Annotated in this window: 19 protein-coding genes and 1 pseudogene; 11 read left to right on the forward strand and 9 right to left on the reverse strand. The window is 64.1% G+C overall.

Annotated elements, in window-relative coordinates:
* Positions 1–91: 91 nt before the first annotated feature.
* Entirely contained in the window at positions 92–1,999 is a 1,908-nt protein-coding gene (locus E4487_RS16660; RefSeq protein WP_175253888.1) for a patatin-like phospholipase family protein, read from the reverse strand.
* A 571-nt stretch (positions 2,000–2,570) separates the two neighbouring features.
* Here E4487_RS16660 and E4487_RS16665 point away from each other — a divergent pair.
* Both E4487_RS16665 and E4487_RS16670 read left to right on the forward strand, forming a co-directional pair.
* Complete coding sequence (locus tag E4487_RS16665; protein ID WP_175253889.1) at positions 2,571–3,863, forward strand: MFS transporter; 1,293 nt, start codon at positions 2,571–2,573, stop codon at positions 3,861–3,863.
* Positions 3,860–4,583: pseudogene (locus E4487_RS16670) on the forward strand (restriction endonuclease). Before E4487_RS16665 ends, E4487_RS16670 begins: the two are co-directional and overlap by 4 nt.
* Positions 4,584–5,301: 718 nt before the next feature.
* On the opposite strand, the gene E4487_RS16675 reads toward E4487_RS16670, so the two are convergent.
* A complete protein-coding gene (locus E4487_RS16675; protein ID WP_134676806.1) occupies positions 5,302–5,736 on the reverse strand; it encodes a GNAT family N-acetyltransferase in 435 nt (144 codons plus the stop codon).
* Between the two features lie 37 nt (positions 5,737–5,773).
* Positions 5,774–6,313 carry a cysteine hydrolase family protein gene (locus E4487_RS16680; RefSeq protein ID WP_175253890.1) on the reverse strand — a complete coding sequence of 180 codons (540 nt, stop codon included), beginning with the start codon at positions 6,311–6,313 and terminating at the stop codon, positions 5,774–5,776.
* A 268-nt stretch (positions 6,314–6,581) separates the two neighbouring features.
* Between E4487_RS16680 and E4487_RS16685 the strand changes: the two genes are divergently transcribed.
* From E4487_RS16685 to E4487_RS16700, 4 genes are all read left to right on the forward strand, one after another.
* Entirely contained in the window at positions 6,582–7,106 is a 525-nt protein-coding gene (locus E4487_RS16685; RefSeq protein ID WP_175253891.1) for an RNA polymerase sigma factor, read from the forward strand.
* A complete protein-coding gene (locus E4487_RS16690; RefSeq protein ID WP_175253892.1) occupies positions 7,103–7,924 on the forward strand; it encodes a FecR family protein in 822 nt (273 codons plus the stop codon). The genes E4487_RS16685 and E4487_RS16690 overlap by 4 nt, the downstream gene beginning before the upstream one ends.
* Before the next feature lie 79 nt (positions 7,925–8,003).
* Positions 8,004–10,430, forward strand: a complete 2,427-nt coding sequence (locus tag E4487_RS16695; protein WP_175253893.1) for a TonB-dependent receptor — start codon at positions 8,004–8,006, stop codon at positions 10,428–10,430.
* A gap of 182 nt (positions 10,431–10,612) precedes the next feature.
* Positions 10,613–11,929, forward strand: coding sequence for a mechanosensitive ion channel family protein (locus tag E4487_RS16700; RefSeq protein ID WP_037048222.1), 1,317 nt, complete (start codon positions 10,613–10,615; stop codon positions 11,927–11,929).
* A 322-nt stretch (positions 11,930–12,251) separates the two neighbouring features.
* On the opposite strand, the gene E4487_RS16705 is transcribed toward E4487_RS16700, so the two are convergent.
* The 4 genes from E4487_RS16705 to E4487_RS16720 form a co-directional block, all read right to left on the reverse strand.
* Complete coding sequence (locus E4487_RS16705) at positions 12,252–15,431, reverse strand: efflux RND transporter permease subunit (protein ID WP_175253894.1); 3,180 nt, start codon at positions 15,429–15,431, stop codon at positions 12,252–12,254.
* On the reverse strand, positions 15,428–16,882 hold the full coding sequence (locus E4487_RS16710; RefSeq protein ID WP_175253895.1) for an efflux RND transporter periplasmic adaptor subunit: 1,455 nt from the start codon (positions 16,880–16,882) through the stop codon (positions 15,428–15,430). Before E4487_RS16710 ends, E4487_RS16705 begins: the two co-directional genes overlap by 4 nt.
* Entirely contained in the window at positions 16,879–18,126 is a 1,248-nt protein-coding gene (locus tag E4487_RS16715; protein ID WP_175253896.1) for a TolC family protein, read from the reverse strand. Before E4487_RS16715 ends, E4487_RS16710 begins: the two co-directional genes overlap by 4 nt.
* Before the next feature lie 85 nt (positions 18,127–18,211).
* Positions 18,212–18,577: a hypothetical protein gene (locus E4487_RS16720; RefSeq protein ID WP_051800533.1), complete on the reverse strand. Its 366-nt coding sequence runs from the start codon at positions 18,575–18,577 to the stop codon at positions 18,212–18,214.
* 300 nt (positions 18,578–18,877) lie between these two features.
* Here E4487_RS16720 and E4487_RS16725 point away from each other — a divergent pair, with 300 nt between their 5' ends.
* Genes E4487_RS16725 through E4487_RS16735 form a run of 3 tightly spaced genes read left to right on the forward strand, consistent with a single transcriptional unit; the run spans position 18,878 to position 20,386 of the window.
* Positions 18,878–19,456 (forward strand): TetR/AcrR family transcriptional regulator, encoded by a 579-nt coding sequence (locus tag E4487_RS16725; protein WP_218952981.1) that lies wholly within the window; start codon positions 18,878–18,880, stop codon positions 19,454–19,456.
* A gap of 20 nt (positions 19,457–19,476) precedes the next feature.
* Positions 19,477–19,776 carry a YciI family protein gene (locus tag E4487_RS16730; protein WP_175253898.1) on the forward strand — a complete coding sequence of 100 codons (300 nt, stop codon included), beginning with the start codon at positions 19,477–19,479 and terminating at the stop codon, positions 19,774–19,776.
* Between the two features lie 4 nt (positions 19,777–19,780).
* Positions 19,781–20,386 (forward strand): DNA-3-methyladenine glycosylase I, encoded by a 606-nt coding sequence (locus E4487_RS16735; protein ID WP_175253899.1) that lies wholly within the window; start codon positions 19,781–19,783, stop codon positions 20,384–20,386.
* 129 nt (positions 20,387–20,515) lie between these two features.
* Here E4487_RS16735 and E4487_RS16740 read toward each other — a convergent pair whose 3' ends face one another.
* Positions 20,516–21,406, reverse strand: a complete 891-nt coding sequence (locus E4487_RS16740) for a LysR family transcriptional regulator (protein ID WP_037057526.1) — start codon at positions 21,404–21,406, stop codon at positions 20,516–20,518.
* Positions 21,407–21,514: 108 nt separating this feature from the next.
* On the opposite strand from E4487_RS16740, the gene E4487_RS16745 reads away from it, so the two are divergent.
* Complete coding sequence (locus E4487_RS16745) at positions 21,515–22,033, forward strand: polyketide cyclase (protein WP_037057524.1); 519 nt, start codon at positions 21,515–21,517, stop codon at positions 22,031–22,033.
* A gap of 169 nt (positions 22,034–22,202) precedes the next feature.
* Here E4487_RS16745 and E4487_RS16750 read toward each other — a convergent pair whose 3' ends face one another.
* Positions 22,203–22,676 (reverse strand): hypothetical protein, encoded by a 474-nt coding sequence (locus E4487_RS16750; RefSeq protein WP_175253900.1) that lies wholly within the window; start codon positions 22,674–22,676, stop codon positions 22,203–22,205.
* Between the two features lie 130 nt (positions 22,677–22,806).
* Here E4487_RS16750 and E4487_RS16755 point away from each other — a divergent pair, with 130 nt between their 5' ends.
* Positions 22,807–23,709 (forward strand): AraC family transcriptional regulator, encoded by a 903-nt coding sequence (locus tag E4487_RS16755; protein WP_175253901.1) that lies wholly within the window; start codon positions 22,807–22,809, stop codon positions 23,707–23,709.
* Positions 23,710–23,874 lie beyond the last annotated feature (165 nt).

A 23,874-nucleotide genomic window follows, 5' to 3' on the forward strand; every position in this document is an offset into this window, starting at 1 on the left:
TCGAAGAAGCGCAGTTTACGTGCTGTAAATGAGCATTCTGAGAGCGATTTCAACGCAGCATCACCGAGCGCAGGCACTATTCGTACAGAGCCTAGAGACGTGGCCGCAGCTTCAATTCCGGCGTGGGCTTGGGCGCACCGATGGCCGGGTGGCTGTCGGGATGCTGCTCGATCATCTGGGCGATGCGGCGCAACTGCTCGAGCATGGCCTGGGCCAGGCCGGCCTGGGTACGGTAGAGGCCGGTGTCCGGGTCCTGCTCCAGGTCGTTGAGGCCCTTGAAGGGGTAGCTGGAGTGCCTGGCATCCGTGCCGAAGAAACGCTGGTAATCCTGGGGCGTGTCATGCAGCTCGCGGCAGGCTCGCTCCAGGCTCTGCAGCTGTTCGGCGACGCTGGCCAGTTGCAGGCGCAGGCGGATGATCTGGTGGTTCTCCCAATTCATCGGCGAGGCCTGCGCACCGGGCTGCCAATGCGCCGGGTTCCCGAAGCGCAGCACGAACTGCTGGCCGGCTTCGCGGCCGTAGCGGGTCAGCCGTTCGATGCGCTCCCTGGGCATGTTCAGGTTGAGCCCACCTTCGTCCGGGGTCAGCTGGATCAGGCCGATGCGGTCGCGGAAGCCGGGCAGCAGCGACAGGGTCTCGTGGTTCCAGTCCTTGGCGACATTGCTGAGCTGGCCGAGAAAACCGCGCAGGGCGGGCAGGCCGTGCTGCGGAAAGCGCCGCCAGTAGGCCAGCCGTGCGTCGCCGTTGTTGCGCGGAAAACGCACCCGTTGCGCGTCGGCGCCGTCGGTCGGTCCCAGGTCGAGGCCGAAGGTCGGGCGGCGCGGCAGTGCGGCGTCGAAGAAGTGGATGGGAAAGTTGGAGCTGATGCCGCCATCGGTGAACCAGCAGCGCTCCAGCCGCTTGCCGGGCTTGCGGTAGTCCACGGCATGCAGCGGCACGGCGCTGAGCAGCAGGGGGAAGCTCAGGCTCATGCGCACGGCGACGATCACCGGCAGGTCGTCCGGCACCGGCAGGCGCAGATAGCCGTCGTGCCGCTCGCTGTCGCTCGGGCGCTGGTGCGCGCTCATCCAATCGACCACGCGCCGGGGGAACAGGCGGGCGAACTCTTCCTCGCGGAAATGGAACTGATTGTTCTCGCGCACCTGGTCGTCATCACGGAACGGCAGGCGGAAGGGGCGCGCCATGCTCAGGCAGGTGGTCATGACCTGCAGGTCGATACCCTGCTTGCGCAGGTCGCCGAAGGTCAGCGGCCGCTCGCATTCGATGGCCTCGGCCTGGCCCGCGCAGAATGCCTGCTGACCACTGAGGCGATCGAGGTACTGGGTCAGCCAGGTGGTCAGGGCTTCCCCGGGGACGCTGTCGTCCGTTGCCGGCATACCGGTGCACAGGCCGAAACCATTCGCCGGGATTTCCCGCAGTGCAGGCACGAGCAGGCGCAAGACGACCGCCAGGGTACTGCCAAGCACCGCGAAAAGCGCGACCCAGAGCCACACCAGTAGGCTGTCGCTGGCGATGGCGCTCCACCACAGCGGCCCGCCGGCGAGCAGGGCACCGAGCAGCGCGGCAAGCTTGTGTCGGGCCAGCATGACCTTCAGGGGCGCGACCACCCGCACCCAGGGGCTCTTGCCTTTGCTGTCGAGGATCGCGATGAAGGTGTCGAACAGCGTGCGCAAAGGCGCGACGGGTCTGAACAGCGCCAGCAGTTTGGTGCCGCGGCCACCGGCCGCAGGGGTGCAGAGGTGTTCGGGAAGTCGCTCGATTTCGGCGAAGCCGGCGGGGTCCTGCTGCAGCTGCCCCTGCTGGTAGCGCTGGCGGCCCAGCTCGGCAGCGGCCGCCGCTGCCGCGGCAATGGCACCGGCACTGGTACCGCCGATGCTGCGCAGACGAAATGCCTTGGCAATCTCGGTAATGGCCAGCGGATAGACGATGCCGCTGGTGATACCGCCCTTCATGATCAGGTCGCATTCCTGGGCGAAGACCGCCTGGCGCGAATCGTTCATCTACTGCTCCTAGTCGTCGTGCCGAACGCAGGCGCGGGCATGATAGCGCGGCTTTGCTGTCCATATGCCAGCAGCTTGAAACAGTACTGATCGGTCACGGCGTGTCCGGGGATTCGAGGCGGCGCTGCGGCGCTGCGGCGCTGGAAGAGCAGCGGCCATGTCATTCGGGCGCTCGAACCTGCCGGTAATCCTGGGTACTCGGGTCTGGATACACACATGGCTTGCCAGGTCATTGAGATCGACCGCCGATGCTCATAACGTCTATGCCCATTCCGCACGCTGAACCCGAAGCCTGACCACCAGGACAGCGGCGCTCGGCAGAACAATAATCACGACGCCCGCGGCGCGGATGACGGGTGTCGGCAGGAGTCGCAGTTGAAAGCAGCCATCTCTCGTACCCTGACGCGAACGCTTACCAGCCCGACCCTGCGTGACTGGCGATGGCGCCTGGCCGCTTTGCCAAGGCGATTGCAGGGGCAGGAGCCGGTGGTGCATTACTTCCATCAGGCGGATGACCCGTACAGCCACCTGACCGCCTCGTTGCTGCCGCAGCTCCAGCTTCGAGAGGGCGGTGGTACGCAAGGTCACCCTGCGCATCATTCCTTTCGTTTTCCTGCTCTATATCGTTTCCTACCTGGACCGCGCCAACATCGGCTACGCCGCGCTGCAGATGAATGCCGACCTGGCCCTCTCGGCCGAAGCCTTCGGCTTCATTTCCGGGATCTTCTTCCTCGGCTACTTCCTCTTCGAGGTGCCGAGCAACGTGCTGCTCAACCGTTACGGCGCGCGGGTATGGATCGCCCGTATTCTCGTCACCTGGGGTGCGATTGCGGCCGGTACCGCGTTCGCTGAAACCGCCAACCAGCTGTATGTGCTGCGCTTCCTGCTGGGCGTGGCCGAGGCCGGTTTCTTCCCGGGCATCATCGTCTACCTGACCTACTGGTTCCGCTCCAAGGAATTGGCTACCACGGTGGCGCTGTTCACTGCGGCCATCCCGGTGTCGTACATCATCGGTGCGCCGTTGAGTACCTGGATCATGGACAACATTAATTGGATGGGCTGGAGCGGCTGGCGCTGGATGCTGTTCCTCGAAGGCATCCCGGCGGTGCTGCTGGGCGTGGCCTGCTACTTCTACCTGACCGACAAGCCGGAGCAGGCCAAGTGGCTGACCGATGAGGAGCGCAGTTGGCTGATCAACGAGCTGGAGAACGACCGCAAGTCGCGCAAGAACGTCAAACACCTCGGCACGCTGAAGACCATGGCCAACCCGAAGGTGCTCTATCTCTCCTTCATTTACTTCGTCTACCAGTGCGGCAGCCTCGGCGTCGGCTACTGGATGCCGCAGATCATCAAGAGCTTCTCCGAGTCGCTGACCCACACCCAGATTGGCCTGATCGCCATGGTGCCGTACATCGTCGCCACCATCGTGATGATTGCCTGGTCACGCAGTTCAGACCGCCACAACGAGCGCAAGCTGCACTCGGCTATTCCGCTGGCGGTGGCCACTGCCGCCATGGTCGGTGCCGGCCTGGTCAGCAGCCCGGTACTGGCGATTGCCATGATCAGCCTGACCCTGGCCGGCCTGTATAGCTTCAAATCGCCGTTCTGGGCGCTGCCGACGCTGTTCCTCAGCCGTTCCACCGCCGCCGTGTCGATTGCTGTGATCAACTCCATCGGTAACCTCGGCGGCTTCGTCGGGCCGTCCATGCTCGGCGTCGTCAAGGGCAACACCAACAGCGCCACCACCGGCCTGCTGTTCCTCAGCGTGCTGCTGGCCATTGCCTTCCTGATGACTCTGCTGATGCGAGTGAACAATGCGGATGAAGGCGCAGAGGCTGCTCTGGCCGCCGAGGAGAGCCACTGATGACGGTCGATGCCGCCGTTCTCGCCGAACTGGCGCCCACCGGTGTGCTGCGTGCGGCGATCAACTACGGCGGCAACCCGTTGCTCGCCCAGCGGGGCGAAGGCGGCCAGCCCGGTGGCGTATCCACCGCGCTGGCCCGAGGCGTTGGGGGTGGCGATCTAGTTCGTCACCTTCGATGCCGCCGGCAAGGTATTTGCCGCGCTGCCCGAGGATCGCTGGGACCTGGCGTTTCTGGCCATCGAGCCGGTGCGTGAGGCGCAGATCGAGTTCAGCCACCCCTACGTGATCATTGAGGGCACTTATCTGGTTCGCGCGGACAGCCCGTTCCAGTCGGTGACCGATCTGGACCAGGCGGACCTGCGCCTAGCGGTCGGCAAGGGCGCGGCGTATGACCTGTTCCTCAGTCGCACGCTGAGCGCCTCCGAACTGGTGCGTGCGCCGACCTCTGCGGCAGCGGTGGATTGGTTTGTTGAGCAGGGGTTGGATGCCGCTGCAGGCGTTCGCCCGGCTCAATTCGGGCTACCGGGTGCTGGGTGACAGCTCACCGAGATCTGCCAGGCGATGGCGGTACCCAAGGGGCGTCTGGCGGGGGCGCGGTTCATCCGCCAGTACCTGAGTTCAGCCATAGACAGCGGAGTGGTGGCGGGGGCACTGATTGCCAGTGGCCAGAAGGATGTCCGGATTGGACCTAGTGTTAGTGAGCACACGCCTTCCCCTTAATCGTAAATTTTTGGATGACCGCTTTTGGCCGATAGCAGACGCTGGTGACAGGTTGCTATCGGCCAGGAGCAGTCATTAGGTGCCTGCAAAATCTGGGGCGATTCAACTACCACGCAGGGCGAATCTCATCCGTAAGAGGAAGAGTCTGGTTCAGGGGCCAACGCATGCTGCCGAAAACGTTTCTAGGTCCGCAGTTCTCCTCCCGGCACTGCTCGCCAACATCCTCGGTGCGAAGAGCATCGCTCTCTGCGAACAGATGAAACACACATTTTGATCCCGCTTCGCGAAATACAAAAACGCCACTTTCAGTGGGTACAGCCAAGCCATGCAGTCGGCATACATGACCTCCACCGCCTGTTGTCCAGAACGTGAAAAGTAGTTGTCCATCAGACTGCATCTGGGTCTCAAGAAAGTCTCCTGGAGAACCGCGACGACCATCGGGAATAGCGTTAAGTGTCTGAGAAACCGCGTCACCAGCCAGCGTCAGAACCGATGCCAAAAACCACGAGAAGCGCATAACAATTCCTCCCTGATGACAATTGAATCGTACCCCTCGTGGACGAGCGGAGTGAGTCCATTTCTAAGCGACCACTTCTGGCCGATCTCTGCCGATTTTCCAGCAGTAGAAGTGGAGAAGGCAGAAGCTTTTCTCAGCCCGGTAGGAGCCACGCCGTGCATGTCCATTGTTTGGGATTGGTTTGCGCCTCGTCGCCAAGCCTCACGCATCTTCCGGCGCCACGCCCTGTGGTCGCTTGTAGGCCATCCCGACAGAGCGCGGGGCGGTATGGACGAAGCCGAACTGCGCGTACAGGTCTTGCGCCTGGCCATCGGCGATCAGGCTGACATAGCCGCTTTCGGGTACCTCGGCTTCGATGTATTGCAGTATTTCCCCCATGATGCGCTTGCCCAGGCCCTTGCCCTGGTGTTCCTTGAGGACGGCGATGTCCACCACCTGAAAGAAGCAGCCTCCGTCGCCGATGATGCGGCCCATGCCCACCGGCTGCTCGTCATGCAGGATCTGTACGGCGAAGAGTGTATTGGGCAGTCCCTTCAGTGCGGCCTCGATGGTTTTCGGGCTGAGCCCCGAGGCAAGGCGCAGCGCCCGGTAGGTCTCGACGGAGGGCGTTTCCAGCACGCAGGAGTAGGTCGTCATGTGTTTCGCTCGATAGGTGCAAACTGACGGCCAGGCGCTATGCCTGGATGCGGACATCGGCAGCTGGGATAACGGTGGTGCGCTTGCCGAAGCTGGTCATGTTGGCCAGCGTGACGTTGTGGTGGGCGGTGATCTGCGCAGCCGTCAGGACGCCATTGTCCACCGTCGAGTGGGCGTCCTCGACCAGGGTCACCTCGTAGCCCAGCGCCAGGGCGCGGCGGGTCGTGGTATCGACGCAGAAGTCGCTCTGCAGACCACAGATCACCAGGTGGGAGATATCCCGTGCCTGCAGCAGCTGGGTGAGGTCGGTGCGATGGAAGGAGTCCGGCGTGGTCTTGCGAACCCGCAGATCGCTCGGTGAGGTCGTCAGTCCCTCGGCCAGCTGCCAGGGGGCGGTGTCGAAACGCAGGAGGCCGTCATTTTCTTCGTGCTGGATCAGCACAACCGCTGCGTGAGCGGCCCGTGCCTGCGCCGAGAGTGTGTTGATTCTTTCGATCACCCGGTCGCTGTCGAACGCAGCGTATTCTCCGGTACACAGTGCATGTTGAACATCGATGATCAGCAGTGCAGTCGACATGGCTTCCCTCCACGAAGTTGATGCATGGAACAGGGCAAGCCCGGCAAGGGGGCAAGGGGCCTGGTTCGATGCATGGAGGGCAGATGGTAGCGCCTGCTCGGCCACTCGACCATCGCTTTGCAACTCAGGGCAGGGTGGTCGTGCCGTGCGCAATCCGATCAGTCGGGTCTCGACTCGTTCGTGGCACTTTGCCTGGTTGGGCAGCTTCAAATGTTAGTCGTTATCATTTATATTCGCGCACTTTCCGACATCCAGCGCGCACGAACCCTTGCCTCACGCTCCGGCCAAACCGTCCCTGATCTCGACCCTAGCCCGGCATTATGACGAGCTGGTCGACTCTGTCCGCCGCCGTTTCGGCGACCGTCAGGCCGCGCATGAGGTGGTGCACGATGTCTGCGTGCAACTGCTGGAGTCGCCCGAGAAAGAGGCGGTACGCGTACCCTTGGCGCTGCTGCGCAAGATCACCCATGATCGCGCCATCAGCCACTACCGCAGCGAGCGCCGCCGGCAGGCCTGGGTCGACGACCAGGCGGACCTGGCCGAGGTGCTCTGCAGTACCCCGGGCGTGGAGCGTCAGCATGCCGCCGCTGACGAGCTGGAGCGCTTGAGCGCGGCCATTGCCGAACTGCCGCCGCGCTGCCAGCAGGTATTCGTCATGCACAAGATTCACGAGCTACCGCAGCAGGAGGTCGCCGAGCGACTGGGGATTTCGCTGAAGGCGGTGGAGAAGCACATCAAGGTCGGCGTGGCCAAGTGTCTGGCCCGCCTGGGCTACCAGAAGGCGCGCGCATGAACTCGCGGACCGACGAGCAGGATGCTACCGACGATGCGCTGGCACGCCACCGCGAGGCGCTGAAGAAGCGTTTCCCGCTGCCGCCACCAGCCAGCAAGCCGCGCCAGCGTGTCGCCACGCTGGGCGTGCTGATCGGTGCGCTGGCGCTGGGGCTGCTCTGGCTCGACCCGGCCTATCGCAGCGAGCGCTACAGCAGCGCATCGGGCCAGGTCCGCAGCATCGCACTGGCCGACGGCAGTCGCCTCATGCTCGATGGCGCCAGCCAGGTCAACGTCAGTTGGCACCTGCGTAGCCGCCGTGTCGAGTTGCTGGCAGGGCAGGCGTTGTTCGATGTCGCCCCGGCCACCTACCGGCCGTTCCGCACGCTGGCCGGTTCGGCTGAAATCACGGTGGTCGGTACCCGCTACAGCGTCAGCCGTGTCGCGGAGCAGGTACGCGTGGCCGTCGAGGAGGGGCGGGTCGGTGTGCGTGGCCTGCACGATGAGCTGCTGCTCACGCCCGGCCAGCAGGTGCTGGTGCGCAACGGCCAGCTGGGCAGCCCGGAGCGGGTGGATGCCAAGGCGCTGAACGGCTGGGTCGACGGCCGCGTGGTGTTCGATCGCACGCCGCTGGTGGAGGTGCTGGATACGCTCAGGCGCCAGCGCGACACACGGGTGCAGCTCGACGATCCGGACCTGGCGCAGCTGCCGGTGTCCGGCACCTTCGCCAGCGCCAACCTGGACGCTCTGCTGGTCTTGTTGCCGAAGATATTGCCAGTGCAGCTGCAGCGCGCTGCGGATGGCTCGCTGAGCCTGAGCCGGCGTGCAGCGGAAAAATAATTTCATCGCGAGGTAGGGGTTGCTCGCCGCTGTGGCGGCTATCTCCAGGAACGTCCTCTATTTTCCCGGAGCCCTACCAGTGAAAACCCCGACCCGGCGCCTTACCCTGTTGGCCAGCAGCCTGCTGCTGGGCCTGTCGTCGATGGCCCAGGCCGCCAGCGAAATCGATTTCGACCTGCCCGCCGCGCCCCTCGAACAGTCCCTCAACAGCCTGGCAGCTCAGTCCGACAGCCAGATCCTGTTCTCCAGCGACGTGACCCTCGGTAAGCGTTCGCCGGCCTTGCGCGGCCGCCTGAGCACCGGCGAGGCCCTGCGGCGCCTGCTCGATGACAGTGGCCTGGATGTGCAGCAGCAGGATGATCACACCTTCATCGTGGTGCCGCGCGCCGTGGCCGCCGAGCAGGCGAACGCCTCTGGCGCTGCCGTCGAGCTGGCTTCCATGGAGGTGACCGCATCCCGCACCGCCAGCGTGCTGGTGCCGCAGGTGCGTCAGGTCAACGTCATCGAGCGGGAGCAGCTGGAGACGCAGCGCATGGCCTCGGCCAGCCTGGCGACGATACTGGCCAAGAGCATCCCCGGCATGTCCGATTCCAGTCGCACCGTTACCGACTACGGGCAGACGCTGCGTGGCCGTACCATGCTGGTGCTGGTCGATGGCGTGCCGCTGAACACCAACCGCGACTCCTCGCGGAACCTGGCCAACATCGACCCGGCGCTGATCGAGCGCGTCGAGGTCATCCATGGCAGCAGCGCGATCTATGGCGCCGGCGCCACGGGGGGCATCATCAACATCACCACCCGTCCGGCAGGCGGTGACATGCGCGCCGAAACCACGCTGACCGGCACGTCGTCGCTGACCCAGCTCGACCACGACAGCCTCGGCGGCCAACTGCAGCATCACCTGTCCGGCTCCCAGGGCCCGTTCGACTACGCCCTCGACATCGGCGCCCGGCATATCGGCAGCTCGTTCGATGCCGACGGTCGGCGCATTGCCCCGGAGCCCAGCCAGGGTGACCTGTTCGACTCCAACGCCTTCAACCTCGGCGGCAAGCTCGGCCTGCGCATCGACGAGAACCAGCGCATCCAGCTCGCCCTCAGCCACTACGATGCCCAGCAGGACAGCGACTACACCTCCGACCCGTCCGTGGCCCGCTTGCCCGCCGGCACGGTGCCGGCGCAGGCGCTCAAGGGCCTCAGCCTGGACGAGCAGAACCAGATCAGGAACAGCATGGCCAACCTGCAGTACAGCCATGACGACCTGCTGGGCAGCCGCATGGCGGCGCAGCTCTACTACCGCGACTATTTCACCCGCTTCACCCCGTTCGATGCCCGTGGCGTGGCGACCCGGGGTCGTTTCGTCGACCAGGTGATGCAGAACAGCGAGGTCATCGGCAGCCGCCTGACCCTGCGCACTGCGCTGGGCGACAGCACTGAGCTGGTCTGGGGCGGCGATCTCAACCACGAGCACAGCGACATGCCGCTCGACATCTTCGACCCGGCCATCTACGACGCCAGCGGCGGCACCGATTTCGACAAGATCGGCAAGATGACCTACATGCCGGAGCTGACCACCTTCAGCACCGGCGCCTTTGCCCAGTTGCAGCACCGCTTCAACGAGCAGTGGTCGATCGACGGCGGCCTGCGCTACGAATACGCCACCGCCAGGTTCGACGACTTCACGCCGCTCTCCGAGATCCACAACGCCAGCCCAGCGCGCGTGGAAGGGGGCACGGTGCGTTACGACGACCTGCTCTACAACGTCGGCGTGGTGTTCTCGCCGGTTCTGGGTCAGGAAATCTACGCGGCCTTCAGCCAGGGCTTCCAGCTGCCGGACATCGGTGTGCAGGTGCGTAACGCCCGGCGCGGTTTCGACATCGACTCCTCCGATCTGGAGCCGGTGAAGACCGACAACTACGAACTGGGCTGGCGCGGAGACCTCGGCGAGCAGACGCTGGCCTCGCTGGCGCTGTTCTACACCACCTCGGACCTGGGTGACGTGCAGAGCTTCAACAATGGCCTGATCCTCAAGCGTACCCAGGAGCGCATCTACGGTATCGAGGGCAGTGCCGACTGGCTGAGCCTGGACGACGTCTGGGGCGTGGGCGCCACCTTCACCTGGATGAAGGGCCGCGAGAAGCCGGACAACGGCGACTGGCAGGACATGACGGGCTTCCGCATCCCGCCGCTGAAAGTCACGGCCTACCTGCAGTACCAGCCTGACCAGGCCTGGAGCAACCGCCTGCAGGCCACCTATGTCGGCAGCGAGGACTATCGCCTGGACGGTGTTGCCAGCTTCGGTCGCCGCGAAGTGGACAGCTACTTCACCGTGGACCTGATCAGCGACTACCGCCTGAGCGAGAAGGACAAGGTCAGCCTGGGCATCGAGAACCTGTTCAACCGCGATTACTACCCGCTGTACAGCCAGCTGATGCGCAGCAGCAGCAATACCAGCCACCTGCCGGCATCCGGCACCACGCTGACCCTGGCCTACAGTCACCAGTGGTAGGCCCCGGGCGCACAGGGACGTGCGCCAGGCGTTCCGGTTCTCAGCGAGGTGCAGCGGGCTGAGTCGGGTAGCTGCAGCCTTGGGGTCATGTCGGTTACCTATACTGGAGCTTGCCCGCTGTCAGCCGGGGTTCGTTCCGGCAGCGAGGCAGCCAACCGGGAGCGATACAAGGATTGCCGGAAATGATTCCTGAAAGTCTCAACACGCAGTTCGAACAATCCGCCAATACCCTGCAAACACTACTGCTCCAACCGGAGACCTATACGCAGATCGGCATCGTCCTGGCGATCTACGTCGGCGCGTGGCTGATTGCCAAACGCATTCAGAAACATACCGCGTCGCTGGGGGCGAGCAGCCAACGGCTGCACGTCTTCATCAAGAAGCTGAGCGATCTGATCTTCCCGGTGACGGCCATCCTGATGCTGCGGGTATCGCTCGAGATCAGCGAAAACCTGCTCAGTCAGGGCTGGCTGGTGCAGGCCGCGCTGATCATTTCGGTGATCCTCATATTCCGCTCGGTCATCCGCAATTTCGTCACCCACAAGCTGCTTGCGACGATGCTCAGGTGGCTGGGCATTCCGCTGTTGTTCCTGCACATGGTCGGCCTGCTGGGCGGCCTGATCCAGATTCTCGAATCCATTTCGGTCAATCTCGGCAACATCGAGATATCGCTCTACGGCATCGCCCGCGTGGCCATCTTCGGCTCCATCCTGTTCTGGCTCGGACGCGTCAGCAGCCGGACGGGGCGCGACTTCATCGCCCACCAGGAAAACCTCGACGAGCGCACCCGGGAAGTGGCGGCCAAGCTGTTCGAAGTGTCGATCTTCTTCCTGATCTTTCTCCTGCTGCTGCAGATCATGGGGATCAACCTCACCACGCTCGCGGTGTTCGGCGGGGCGCTGGGGGTCGGCCTGGGCTTCGGCCTGCAGGCGATTGCCTCCAACTTCATCTCCGGCATCATCATCCTGCTCGACCGCTCGGTATCGATCGGCGACTACGTCGAACTCGAGGATGGCCGCACGGGCATCGTGCGCGAACTGAACATGCGCTCGACCACGCTGGAAACCTACGACGGCAAGGACATCGTGGTACCGAACGAGAAGTTCATCGCCGAGATTTTCACCAACTGGACGCACAAGGACAAAAGCCAGCGCTACCGCGTCGACTTCTCGGTCGCCTACGACTCCGACATCCGCAAGCTGATCGCCATCATCAAGGATGTGGTCGCCAGCCATCCGCAGGTGTTCAGCGGCGACGAGGTACCCATCGAGGAACGCCCGGACTGCGAGATAGACAGCTTCGGCGACTCGGGCATCAACATGTTCGTCGAGTTCTGGATGGAGGGCGTCGACGACGGCCGCAATCGCGTAGGCGGGGACCTGCTGCTGATGATTCTGGAGGCACTGCAAGAGCACGGCTTCGAGATTCCCTTCCCGCAGCGAGAAGTGCGCATCCTGGACAGGAAGGCGTCCGCGCGAAAGGCGACGGACAGTCCGTGAGCTTCGGCAGCGATCGACACGCCGAGCAGGGCGAGCGAGCGGGCATCGCTCATCGACGAGACGGGATCGGCGCGTCGGGCTGGGCACGATGAGCGACACTGGCGCGCTGACGCTTTGCCGTACCTGCTGACCAGCCTTGGGGCAGTCATCAGAGGCACCCAGACCTGTCTGGCCTGGGTGCCTGGTGACGGCGCCACGTTGGAGGCGCTATGTGTTGGCGCTTATCCCGTGAAACGATGCGGTCCTGCATCTACCCGACTGATCTGCCCAGCGCACTGTCTGCCCTCGCTGACTGTGGCGGCGAGCAGGGGACTCGGGCGTGTCATGGGGCATCTCCCGTTTCGACTGCTGTTGGGGCGGCGTGGCGGTCGTCGACCTTGGGTGCATGGCGTCTGCGCATCAGGGCATAGGCGGCGGGCAGGACGAACAGTGACAGCAGTGGCGCGGTGACCATGCCGCCGACCATGGGCGCCGCGATGCGACTCATGATCTCGCTGCCGGTGCCGCTGCCCCAGAGGATCGGCAACAGGCCGGCAATGATCACGGCCACGGTCATCGCTTTCGGGCGTACACGCTGCACGGCGCCGAAGCGGATGGCATCGAGCAGCGCCGATTCGCCGAAGTGCCCGGCCGTCTGCTTTTCCTGCCAGGCGTTCTTCAGATAGAGCAGCATGATCACGCCGAACTCCGCGGCTACCCCGGCCAGCGCGATGAACCCCACGCCAGTGGCGACCGACAGGTTGTAGCCCAGCAGCCAGAGGAACCAGACCCCGCCAGTCAGCGCGAAGGGCAGGGTGGCCATGATCAGCGTGGCTTCATCGATTCGCGTGAAGGTGAGGTAGAGCAGCACGAAGATGATCAGCAGGGTCGCCGGCACCACCAGCTTCAGGCGCTGGTTGGCGCGCTCCATGAACTCGAACTGGCCGGAGTAGTTCAGGCTCATGCCCGCCGGCAGTTGCAGGCGCTCATCGATGGCCTGGCGCAGGTCGGCGACCACCGAGGCGATGTCGCGACCACGCACGTCGATGTACACCCAGCCGGAGGGGCGTGCGTTCTCGCTTTTCAGCATGGGCGGGCCGTCGGCGACGCGCACCCGAGCGACCGTCCCCAGGGTGATCTGGCTCCCTTGCGGGGTGTAGATCGGCAACTCGCGCAGGGCCTCCAGCGAATCACGCCACTCACGGCCGTACCGCAGGTTGATGGGGTAGCGGGCCAGGCCTTCCACCGTTTCGCCGACCTTGGCCCCGCCGATGGCGCCGGCGACGATGGCCTGCACCTCGGCGATGTTCAGGCCATAGCGGGCGGCCACCGTGCGGTCGATGGCCACGTCGATGTAGCGCCCGCCTGTCAGGCGCTCGGCCAATGCCGAGGACACGCCAGGCACCTCGCGGGCGATGCGTTCGACTTCGGCGGTCGCCTTGTCGATCTGCGCCAGGTCGCTGCCGGCGACCTTCACCCCAATCGGGCTCTTGATCCCGGTGGCGAGCATGTCGATGCGGTTGCGGATTGGCGGAATCCACAGGTTGGCCAGGCCTGGCACCTGCACGGTGCGATCCAGCTCTTCCACCAGCTTGTCCATGGTCATGCCTGCGCGCCACTGCTCCCTGGGCTTGAACTGAATGGTGGTTTCGAACATCACCAGCGGCGCCGGGTCGGTGGCGCTGTCGGCGCGGCCGGCCTTGCCGAACACGCGCTCGACCTCGGGCACGGTCTTGATCAGGCGATCCGTCTGCTGCAACAGCTGGCCGGCTTTCTGCGATGACAGACCGGGCAGCGCCGTGGGCATGTAGAGCAGGTCGCCTTCATCCAGTGGCGGGAGAAATTCGCCACCCAGCTGGCTCAGCGGGTAGAGCCCGGTCAGGAACAGGGCGAAGGACAGCGCCAGTGTCGTTTTCGGCCAGTTGAGCACGGCATCGAGGGCTGGCCGGTACAGGCGGATCAGTCCGCGGTTGATGGGGTTGCGGGCCTCGTCGGGGATCCTGCCGCGAATCCAGTAGCCCATCAGCACCGGCACCAGGGTCACCGACAGCCCGGCCGCCGCGGCCATGGCGTAGGTCTTGGTGAAGGCCAGCGGACCGAACAGCCGGCCCTCCTGCGCCTGCAGGGTGAACACCGGGATGAACGACAGGGTGATGATCAGCAGGCTGAAGAACAGGGCCGGGCCCACTTCGACCGCCGCTTCGGTGATCACCTTCCAGTGCGTGGCGCCCTTCAGCTCCTCGCCCGGATGCTTCTCACGCCAGTGTTCGATGTGCTTGTGCGCGTTCTCGATCATGACCACCGCTGCGTCCACCATCGCACCAATGGCGATGGCGATGCCGCCGAGGGACATGATGTTGGCGTTGACGCCCTGCTTCTGCATGACGATGAAAGCGATCAGCACACCGACCGGCAGTGAGATGATGGCCACCAGCGACGAACGCAGGTGCCAGAGGAACAGCACGCAGACCAGGGCCACGACGATGAATTCCTCCATCAGCTTGTGGCTCAGGTTCTCCACGGCACGGTCGATCAGGCCACTGCGGTCGTAGGTGGTGACCACTTCCACGCCCTCGGGCAGGCTCTTTTGCAGTTCATCCAGGCGCTGCTGTACGGCCGCGATGGTGTCGCGGGCGTTCTTGCCGCTGCGCAGGATCACCACGCCGCCGACCACTTCGCCTTCGCCATCCAGTTCGGCGATGCCGCGACGCATTTCCGGGCCGAGCTGGATATGGGCGATGTCGCCCAGCGTCACCGGGGTGCCCTTGGCGTCGAGCTTCAACGGGATCGCGCGAAAATCCTGCAGTGACTGCAGGTAGCCGGAGGCCCGCACCATGTACTCCGCTTCGGCCAGCTCCAGCACGCTGCCCCCGGTTTCCCGGTTGGCGGCCTCGATGGCCTGGGCCACCTGCTGTTGGGTGATACCACGGCTGGCCATGCGCACGGGGTCGAGCAGAACCTGGTACTGCTTGACCATGCCGCCAATGCTGGCGACCTCGGCCACATTGGGCAGTGTCTTGAGCTCGTAACGCAGGAACCAGTCTTGCAGCGAGCGCAGTTGCGCGAGATCGTGCCCGCCGGTGCGATCGACCAGGGCGTACTGGTAGATCCAGCCCACCCCCGTGGCATCCGGCCCCAGGCTTGGCGCGACCCCTTCGGGCAAGCGGCTCTGCACCTGACTGAGGTACTCGAGCACGCGTGAGCGGGCCCAGTAGAGGTCGGTGCCATCCTCGAACAGGACATAGACGTAGCTGTCGCCGAAGAACGAGTACCCGCGCACCGTTGCTGCGCCCGGTACCGACAGCATGGTCGTGGCCAGCGGGTAGGTGACCTGATTCTCGACGATCTGCGGCGCCTGGCCTGGGTAAGGGGTGCGGATGATGACCTGCACGTCGGACAGGTCCGGCAGGGCATCGATCGGACTGTTGTTGACGGACCAGACACCCCAGGCCACGGCGAACAGGGTGGCGAGGACGACCAGCAAGCGATTGGCGACCGACCAGCGGATGATGGCGGCAATCATTGCTCATGCCCTCCATGCCCGGCCTGTTCATCGAGCTTTTCCACTCGCTCGATGAACAGGCCGTCGTCGCGCTGGGATACACCGACGCGAACGCGCTCACCGGCTTTCACTTGCGTCAGCAGGGCAGGGTCGCCGACCGGAAAGGGCATGGTCATGCCCGGCATGCCGAGGGACTTGAACGGGCCATGCGCCAGTTCGATCATGCCGTCGTCTATGCCGACAATGGTGCCTTCGGCCTCGTGCAGGGCCGGGGGCGTTGCGGCGGTCGGCCGAGGCGTATCGGCGGCAATGATGCCGCGCAGACTGGCTTCGGAGTCCAGCAGGAACTGGCCGGAAGCGACCACCGTCTGGCCTTCCTCGAGGCCGTCGGTGACCACGGTATCCTGCTCGGCCTCCTGACCGATGCGCACGGCTACCGGGCGAAAACGGCCATCGCTTTCCGCCACCATGACCAGTGTGCGCTTGCCGGTACGGATCACCGCTTCGCTGGGCACCACCAGCACCGATTGCTCATCGCTGCTGAGCGTCACTTCGGCCGTCATGCCTGGGCGTAGACGCTGCTCGGGGTTGGGCAGCTCCACGCGAACCTGAACCGTGCGACTCTGCACGTCGGCCTGCGGTAGCACCGCCTGGATAAGGCCCTCCACCGGTTTGCCGGGGAACGTGGGCAGCCGCGCCTGCACTCGCTGGCCCTGACGCAGGGCGCCAGCCTGGGCCTCGGGTACGGCGACTTCGAGCCAGACAGGGTCCAGGCCGTTGACCTGGGCCAGCGACATGCCGGCCGCCAGGGTCATGCCCTCACGCACCGACAGCGCCTGCAGCACCCCGCTGATCGGGCTGGTGACCGTCCAGACCGTTTGCACCTGACCGGACCGCTCGACACGGGCGATCAGCTCGGCCGGCATGCCGGCCAGGCGCAAGCGCTGGCGGGCTGCGGCCAGCAGCTCCGGTTCCTGCAGGTCGCGCAGGGCCAGAAATTCAGCCTGCGCCGCACTCCATTGCGGTATCAGCAGGTCAGCCAGCGGCGCGCCCCTGGCAATCACGTCCTGCGGCGCTCTGGCGTAGACGCGCTCGACGAAACCACCGCTACGCGCCTGCACCACGGCGACATCGCGTGCATCGAAGGCCAGCACGCCGACCGCATCCACGGACTGACTGATGGTCGTGCGGCGCACCGTGGCCACGCGCATGCCAAGGTTCTGAGTGATGCCGGGGGCGATGCGCACGCTGGCGGCGTCCCCCCCTTCCTCGGCGTAGCGCGGCACCAGATCCATGTCCATGAAAGGGGACTTGCCCGGTTTGTCGAACTTCTGCTGCGGGTACATCGGGTCGTACCAGTAGAGCACGTCACGCGCCAGGGCCTCGGTATCGGCGGCTTGCGCCATGGCGACGGAGGAGGCGAGCAGCGGGAGGGTGATCAGCCTCGTCAGGCATCTGATCCAGGTGTTCATGGGGTCTCTCCAAAGGCGAAATGCAGGCGGGCGTTGGCCAGGGCACGATCACGGGCCACGTCGATACGGCGCAGACGGGTTTGCAGCAGGGCCTCGCGCGCTGCCACCACGTTGCCGAGGTCGCCACGACCACCGCGGTAGTCCGCAAGCGTCAGCCGCACCTTGTCTGCCGCCAGCGGCAGGAGTGTCTGTTCGAGGCGGGCGAGCGTGCTTTGCAGGCGCTGCAGTTCGGCCAGGTCCGCGCTCAGTGCCTCGGTGTGCCTGCGCAGGGCGTCCTCGCGTTCGGCGCTCACCTGCGCCAGTCGCGCCTCTTCAGCGGCGATGCGCGGGTTCTGCCGGGTACCGGCGAACAGCGGCAGGTCGATGCTGAGGTTGAGGCTGAGCATGTCGCCGAAGGCTTCACGACGGCCGTACTCCACCCCCCAGCCCCAGTCCGGCCGCTTGTCGGCGATCGCCTCGTTCAAGCGTGCCTCGGCCTGGCGGGTCAGCGGCTCGTACGCTTGCAGCTGCGGATGGTGCTGCAAATGGCTGCGGTACCAGACCGCATCGGTTGGCCAGTCCGGCCAGGCACCGCTCAGGGGTTGCTCGGCGGCCGCGCCTATCCAGCGGCGCAGGGCCGCGCGGGCGACGGCTTGGGTGCGCCGCAGCTCGTCTTCCTTCTCCGCGAGCAGGGCAGCTTCCTGGCGTGGCACCACGGCGTCCGCCGAGTTACCGCCGCCGCCGGCGATGCGGGCGCGAACGGCGCGTTCGAGCAGGCGGTTCTCGTCATAGAGTTGTTTGAACAGCGAGAGCTTCTCGTCCACCGAGCGGGTAGCGATCCAGGCCTCGGCGACCTGGCGGCGTACCTCCAGGCGCGCGATCTGCTGGCGCTGCTCGGCGACATCGACGCCCGCTCTGGCTGCCTCGATCCGCGCCCGGCGCTTGGCGCGATTGGGTACCTCCTGGGTGAATCCGATGGCCTGCATGGTCATCGGCTCCCGGTCGAAACGCCAGGCGGCGTCACTCTCGATCGGTACGTTGCGCAGTCCCAGGCTGAGCCTGGGGTCGGGCAGCGCGCCTGCCGGGATGGCGGACTGGCGCGCGGCCTCCAGGTTGGCCGCCTCTGCGGCCAGTGACGGGGCCTGGTCTTCGGCGAGGCGCAGGGCCTCATCCAGGCTCAAGGCTGCCGCCAGGCCGGGCAACGCCAGGCTGCCGGCGAACACGGCCACCGTCAGATGACGGCGCCGTAAACGAAATACGGGCATGTGGTGATTCCATGTCTTTGATCCGTGCGCGAGGCGCACGCAGGAGCCGGCCGCTCAGCGGCAGCCGGCGTTCAGGCGACAGGAATCAGCTACGGGGTGGGTGCCAGAGAGGCTCGGTAGCGCCAGGCAGAGGGGTGAAGCTCGAGGGGAAGGGACCCGGTTGGTCGATCAGCAGCAATGCGCTCTTGCCACTGCCTACCTGCAGCAGGCTACCGGCTTTGCAGTCCATGCCGGTCTTGCACGGTTGCTTGTGGCCGGTTTGCGCCATCGTTTCGCAACAGGGGTCGAGGGCGCTCATCTGCTGATCCATGCCAGGCATGGCGGGCGACGGCATGTACTGCGAGGCATGTACGGCACACGCCTGCGCGGGCATCAGCAGGCTCGCCATCCCGTTGATGGGAAGCGTCAGACTGACCAGCAGCAGGAAGTAGAACCGTAGGAGGGCCTTCATGCCGGCGAGTCTACCGATGCCCGGTCGGCTGTCAATAACGGCCGGTGCATCTGGACCAGCAGACGCCCCCTCGCGCATGGCTCCGGATCGGCGGGTTCGCTAGCAATGCAGGCACTGGAGTTTTTCCTGGCCATTGCTGCTGTTGCGGGAGGCTGCCTGCGATCACAGGCCGACCTGGTGAGCCGACAGGTAGTCCTCCTGACTTGACCGATTAGGATGATCGTCCTAGGCTCTGGTCTATCAATTAGGTCAAGCGTCCTAACTCAACGGGCAAGCGATAGGTACACCTGGATGACTGGCATGACTACCCGCGAGCGCATTGTCTCCGAGGCGGACAGGCTGTTCTATGAGCGGGGCTATGAGCACACCTCTTTCGCCGACATCGCCGATGCGGTCGGCATCTCCCGTGGCAACTTTTACTACCACTTCAAGAGCAAGGACGAGATTCTGGATGCGGTCATCGGGGACCGCATGACGAGCACATCGGAGATGCTGCAGGCATGGGAGGCCCTGAGCAGTACTCCCGCCGAGCGCATCAAGAGCTTCATCCTCATTGTCATCACCAATCGAGCGCAGATCATCCGGCATGGCTGCCCGGTCGGCACACTTTGCAGCGAGCTGGCCAAGATTGGCCATCCCGCGCAACCGCAATCCAACCAGCTGTTTACCTTGTTTCGCACCTGGTTGGGCCAGCAATTCACTCTACTCGGGCACGAGGCAGAGGCTGATTCGCTCGCCATGCACGTACTGGCTTTCAGTCAGGGCGTTGCACTGCTGGCACATGCATTCCAAGACAAACGCTTTGTCGAGCGCGAGGCCGAGCACATGTGCGCATGGCTTGATGGCATCGCCGATGAGGCAATCGCAAAGACCGAATGATTGTTCAGGGAGGACCGCTGATGTTCATCGTATTTCTAAGATTTTCAGCCGGGCGCGATCAGGCAGCTCAGTTGATGCAGGCGCACAAAGATTGGCTGCAACGCGGTTTCGACGACGGCATTTTTCACTTGGCCGGCAGCCTCCAGCCACAGGCTGGAGGGATGATTCTGGCGAGTGGAACCACGCTGGCCCAGCTTGAGGAACGGGTCAGCAACGACCCTTTCGTTGTGCAAGATGTCGTGCGAGCTGAAATCGTAGCGGTAACACCATCGAAGGCAGATCCCCGCCTGGAGTTCCTGCTGGCGGATATGGGGAGTTGAGGCGGTGAACAGGACGATCATTGGCGTCGACGGCCTGCATCGCTGCCGCTGGTGCGCAGCAGCACCGGAGTTTCTCTCGTATCACGACACGGAATGGGGCTTTCCCATCGCCGATGACAGGCGCCTGTTCGAGAAGATCAGCCTCGAGGCATTCCAGTCGGGCCTCAGCTGGCGAACGATCCTGGCTAAGCGAGATAACTTCCGTGCAGCATTTCATGGCTTCGATTTCGAGCGGATTGCCCAATTCGGCGAGAGCGACATTGAGCGGTTACTTCAAGACCCTGGCATCGTCCGCCATCGTGGCAAGATTGAGGCCGTCATCAACAATGCGCAGCGAGCCTGTGACATCGTTGAATCGGAAGGGGCGTTAGCTGCCTTCTTCTGGCGCTACGAACCCAAGACAGCAGGCCCAATCGAACCTCAGAGCGCCTCGTCTTCTGCCGAGTCGGTGGCGCTGTCGAAGGAGCTGAAAAGACAAGGCTGGAAATTCGTGGGGCCCACGACCGTCTACGCGTTCATGCAGGCCATGGGACTGTTCAACGACCATGCAACCGATTGCGCGATCCGGGTAGAGGCGGAACGTGCGCGGCAATGTTTCGAGAGGCCTTAGGTGTGGATTCATCTCCGCTACCTGCGCAGTGGTCGCGTCTGCTTCTGACCGGTTGCGGACGCTGGCAACAGACTGCTTTCGGCCAAAAGCTGCCTGTCGGGAATGAGCCAGAATCGATCCCGATAGCGTTCAGTTACAGACTTCGGCTAGCAACGCTCGAATCCAGCGATGAGCAGGGTGTTGCTGGGTACGCTCATGCCATACCAGCAGCTTACGAAAACCGGGAATCGTTAGCGGTGGTTCCAGGATCTGTAGGCCGTCTCCGGGCTGTATCAACCGACGAGGGAGAACGGCAATCAGGTCGCTGTTGCGCAGAACTTCCAGCAACAGTAAGAAGCTGGGCAGAGACAGAAGAACGCGCCTCTGACGGCCTAGGGCGGCAAGCGCTTCGTCAGTCACCCCACTAAAAGCGTCCCCTGCCATTGACATGATGACATGCTCCAAAGCACAGAAGCGGTCTAAATCTAAACCGCCGGCTGCGGCATGACCCTTACGCATTGCACAGACATACTGCTCGTCATAAAGATGTCTGGCGTGTAGTCCTTCATGGGTACTTTCCGGCGTGAGGATAGCCAAGTCGAGCTCGCCGGACTCCAGCTGCTGTTGCACCCGCTGATTGTCTACCGGCCGGGCGGCAACTCGAATACCAGGAGCCTGTCGGCGCAACTCCGCGAGCAGAGGAAGCAGGATGGTGCGCTGGGCATAATCGGTAGCCGCAATCGATAGGGTGAAGCTTGCACTTACCGGCTCGAACTCCTCCGGCTGCAGCATTCCCTCGATCTCACCCAGAATCCGCTTTATCGGCAATGCCAGAGCCTGGGCGCGAGGGGTCGGTACTAGGCCGCGTTGGGCTCGGACGAACAACGGGTCGTCGAAGCTATCGCGTAAGCGATTGAGCATGCCGCTGACCGCCGGCTGAGTGAGTGCTAAGCGCTCGGCTGCCCGTGTGACGCTGCCTTCATCAAGCAGTGCATTCAGGGTTTTGAGCAGATTGAGATCGAGGCTCCTGATATCACGCATGCTTATGGATAACCTATCCAATGACGATTGGTCTTATGGATTGTCGTCGCTCACCATGCCCTGGTCAAAATCGTGGCAAGCGCCACATCCAACCCAAAGGACTACGTCATGAATTACATCCATTGGCCCGAGGGGTATGAGCCAGGCTTCACCGATAACTTCGCCTCAAACGAGGTCATCGTCTTCGGGCTGAGTGCCGCACAGGTCTGGCCTCTGCTGGCCATCGCCACGCAATGGCCTAGTTACTATGCCAATTCGGCAAATGTCCGTTACTACAATAACGCCGCCCCGCAGTTGGCCGAGGGCGTACGTTTTTACTTCGAGACCTTTGGTTTTCCCGTCGAGGCACGCTGCAATGAATACGTTGCGCCGGCCAATGGTCAGCCAGGGCGAATTGCATGGCATGGCTGGGCGGGTGAAGAAGGGGCCGAGAACCGTCTCGACGTCCATCATGCCTGGCTAGTCGAAGACCTATCTGGTGGCCGAGTACGGGTACTGACTCAGGAAACCCAGAAGGGTGAACCAGCGTTGGAACTTGCACGCGCTAAGCCAAATCCGATGATCAACGGCCATCAGGACTGGCTGGAAGGCCTTATCGGAGCAGCACGTAACGCGTTAAATGCCTAATGAATCGAGCGCGCTTGTTTGGCGCGCTATGTGAATGGCCCCTTGATTTGTAGACACTTATGACTGCTTTTGGCCGCGAGCAGCCAGTCGCCTGAATCAGCTTTCGAGCGCAGATGGCCTCCCGGTCAGATCAGGGCGCCCGCTGTCTGCAAACCCCAGCCCCCGACTGCTAGGCGCGGCGGCGCAGGTACAGCACCTGCGCCGTTACGCCGATGACCAGCGCCAGCAGCAGGCCGAGCTGCGTGCCGATCAGCAGCGGTGAATGCAGGTCGGTCACCAGAGGGTGGCCGTCCGGCACGCGGCGCAGCACTTCGGATAGCGTCGGCAGCATCAGCAGGAAGGCTGTCACGCTGAGCAGGATGGTTTCCAGGTACACGGCGACTCGTCCCGGCAGGCCGATGTGGCCGACCCCGTAGCCTGCCACCAGCAGGACGAGGGTGAGCGCCGCGATGATGTTGCTCACCGGCTGCCTGGCGATCAGAAAGACCGAGCCGGCGCCCAGCAGCATGAACACCAGGTACGCCATGCCGGGCACGGAGCGGGGCAGGATGCGGCCGTGACGGGCGAACATGTACGCAGCCAGTGGAATGGCCGGCAGGCTGCTCAGTGTATGTACCCAGCCAAGGGTGGAGATTCCGAACATTGGGTGCTTCCTCCGGTTGGATGATCGGCAAAGCCTTTGGCTGCCTGGTCGATGCCTGATTGCTTCAGGTCATGCGCCGTGCTGGGCTATGCTGGTGCGCCTACAGTAGTCAACGCAGCGCCATCCCGACATGACCGATTCACCGGAACACTTGACCATTCTTCCGGAAATGCAGCTGGAAGGCTTCACCAACGGAGACCTGCTGTCCCAGGTGCTCGCGCAGATACGCCTGACCGGCGACCGCGTGTATTCCGCCACGCTCGAGCAGGGCGAACGCCTGGCGCTGGAGTGCGGCAGCGCCCACGTATGCCTGCTGCAGACGGGGCAGGTGCAGATCCGCCGTGACGAGGAGGCGGCCATGCAGCTGGCGCCTGGCGATGTGTTCCTGCTGCCCCACGCGCTGGACGGCCTGACGCTCACGGCCGCTGAGGGCCCCGCCACGCTCGCCATCTGCCGCTTCTGGTTCGATGCCGGCAGTTTCCGCGCCATGTTGTTCGCCCTGCCATGGCTGATTCATATCCGGCAGGCCGAGGCCGCTGCGTGGTCCGAGGGGCTGTTGCATTTCATGCTGCTGGAAGCCCGTGACGTGCAGCCCGGCGGGGCGCTGATGGTCTCGCGGCTGATCGACCTCACGGTCATCCGCGTGCTGCGCACCTGGGTCCAGCAGGGCGCCGCGTCGGGGTGGCTGGGCGGTCTGTCCGACGCCCGTATCGCACGCGCGCTCAAGGCCATTCATGAACAGCCCAGGCAGCAGTGGCGGATCGAGGCGCTGGCGAAGCTGGCCGGCATGTCACGCTCCAGTTTCTGTGAGCGTTTCAGCACACTGGTGGGGCGCGCGCCCTTGCGTTACCAGAACGAATGGCGACTGACGCTGGCCAGGACCCTCCTGGCCAGCCAGGACAGCCGCATCGGCGACGTGGGTTTTGCGGTCGGCTACGAGTCAGAGGCGGCCTTCAGTCGTGCCTACAAGGCTTTCTTTGGCCGCTCGCCACGGCAGGATCATGGCGCCCGGGCAGGCCTGGCAGGCGATTGAGCCGCCGCGTACATGACCAGTGTGCGTGTGGCTGCAGGCGAGCGAGAGGGTATCGAGGCATCTCGTTCCGGCTGGCGGCTGGTGCTGCACTTCTCTTCGCCCGAGGCCTTCCGTGTACCTGTCGCGCTGATAGGATCAGGCAATAATGAAATCCTGCCCGGCATC

Source organism: Pseudomonas sp. BMW13 (genome assembly GCF_013357275.1).
GTDB classification, from domain to species: Bacteria; Pseudomonadota; Gammaproteobacteria; order Pseudomonadales; family Pseudomonadaceae; genus Aquipseudomonas; species Aquipseudomonas khazarica.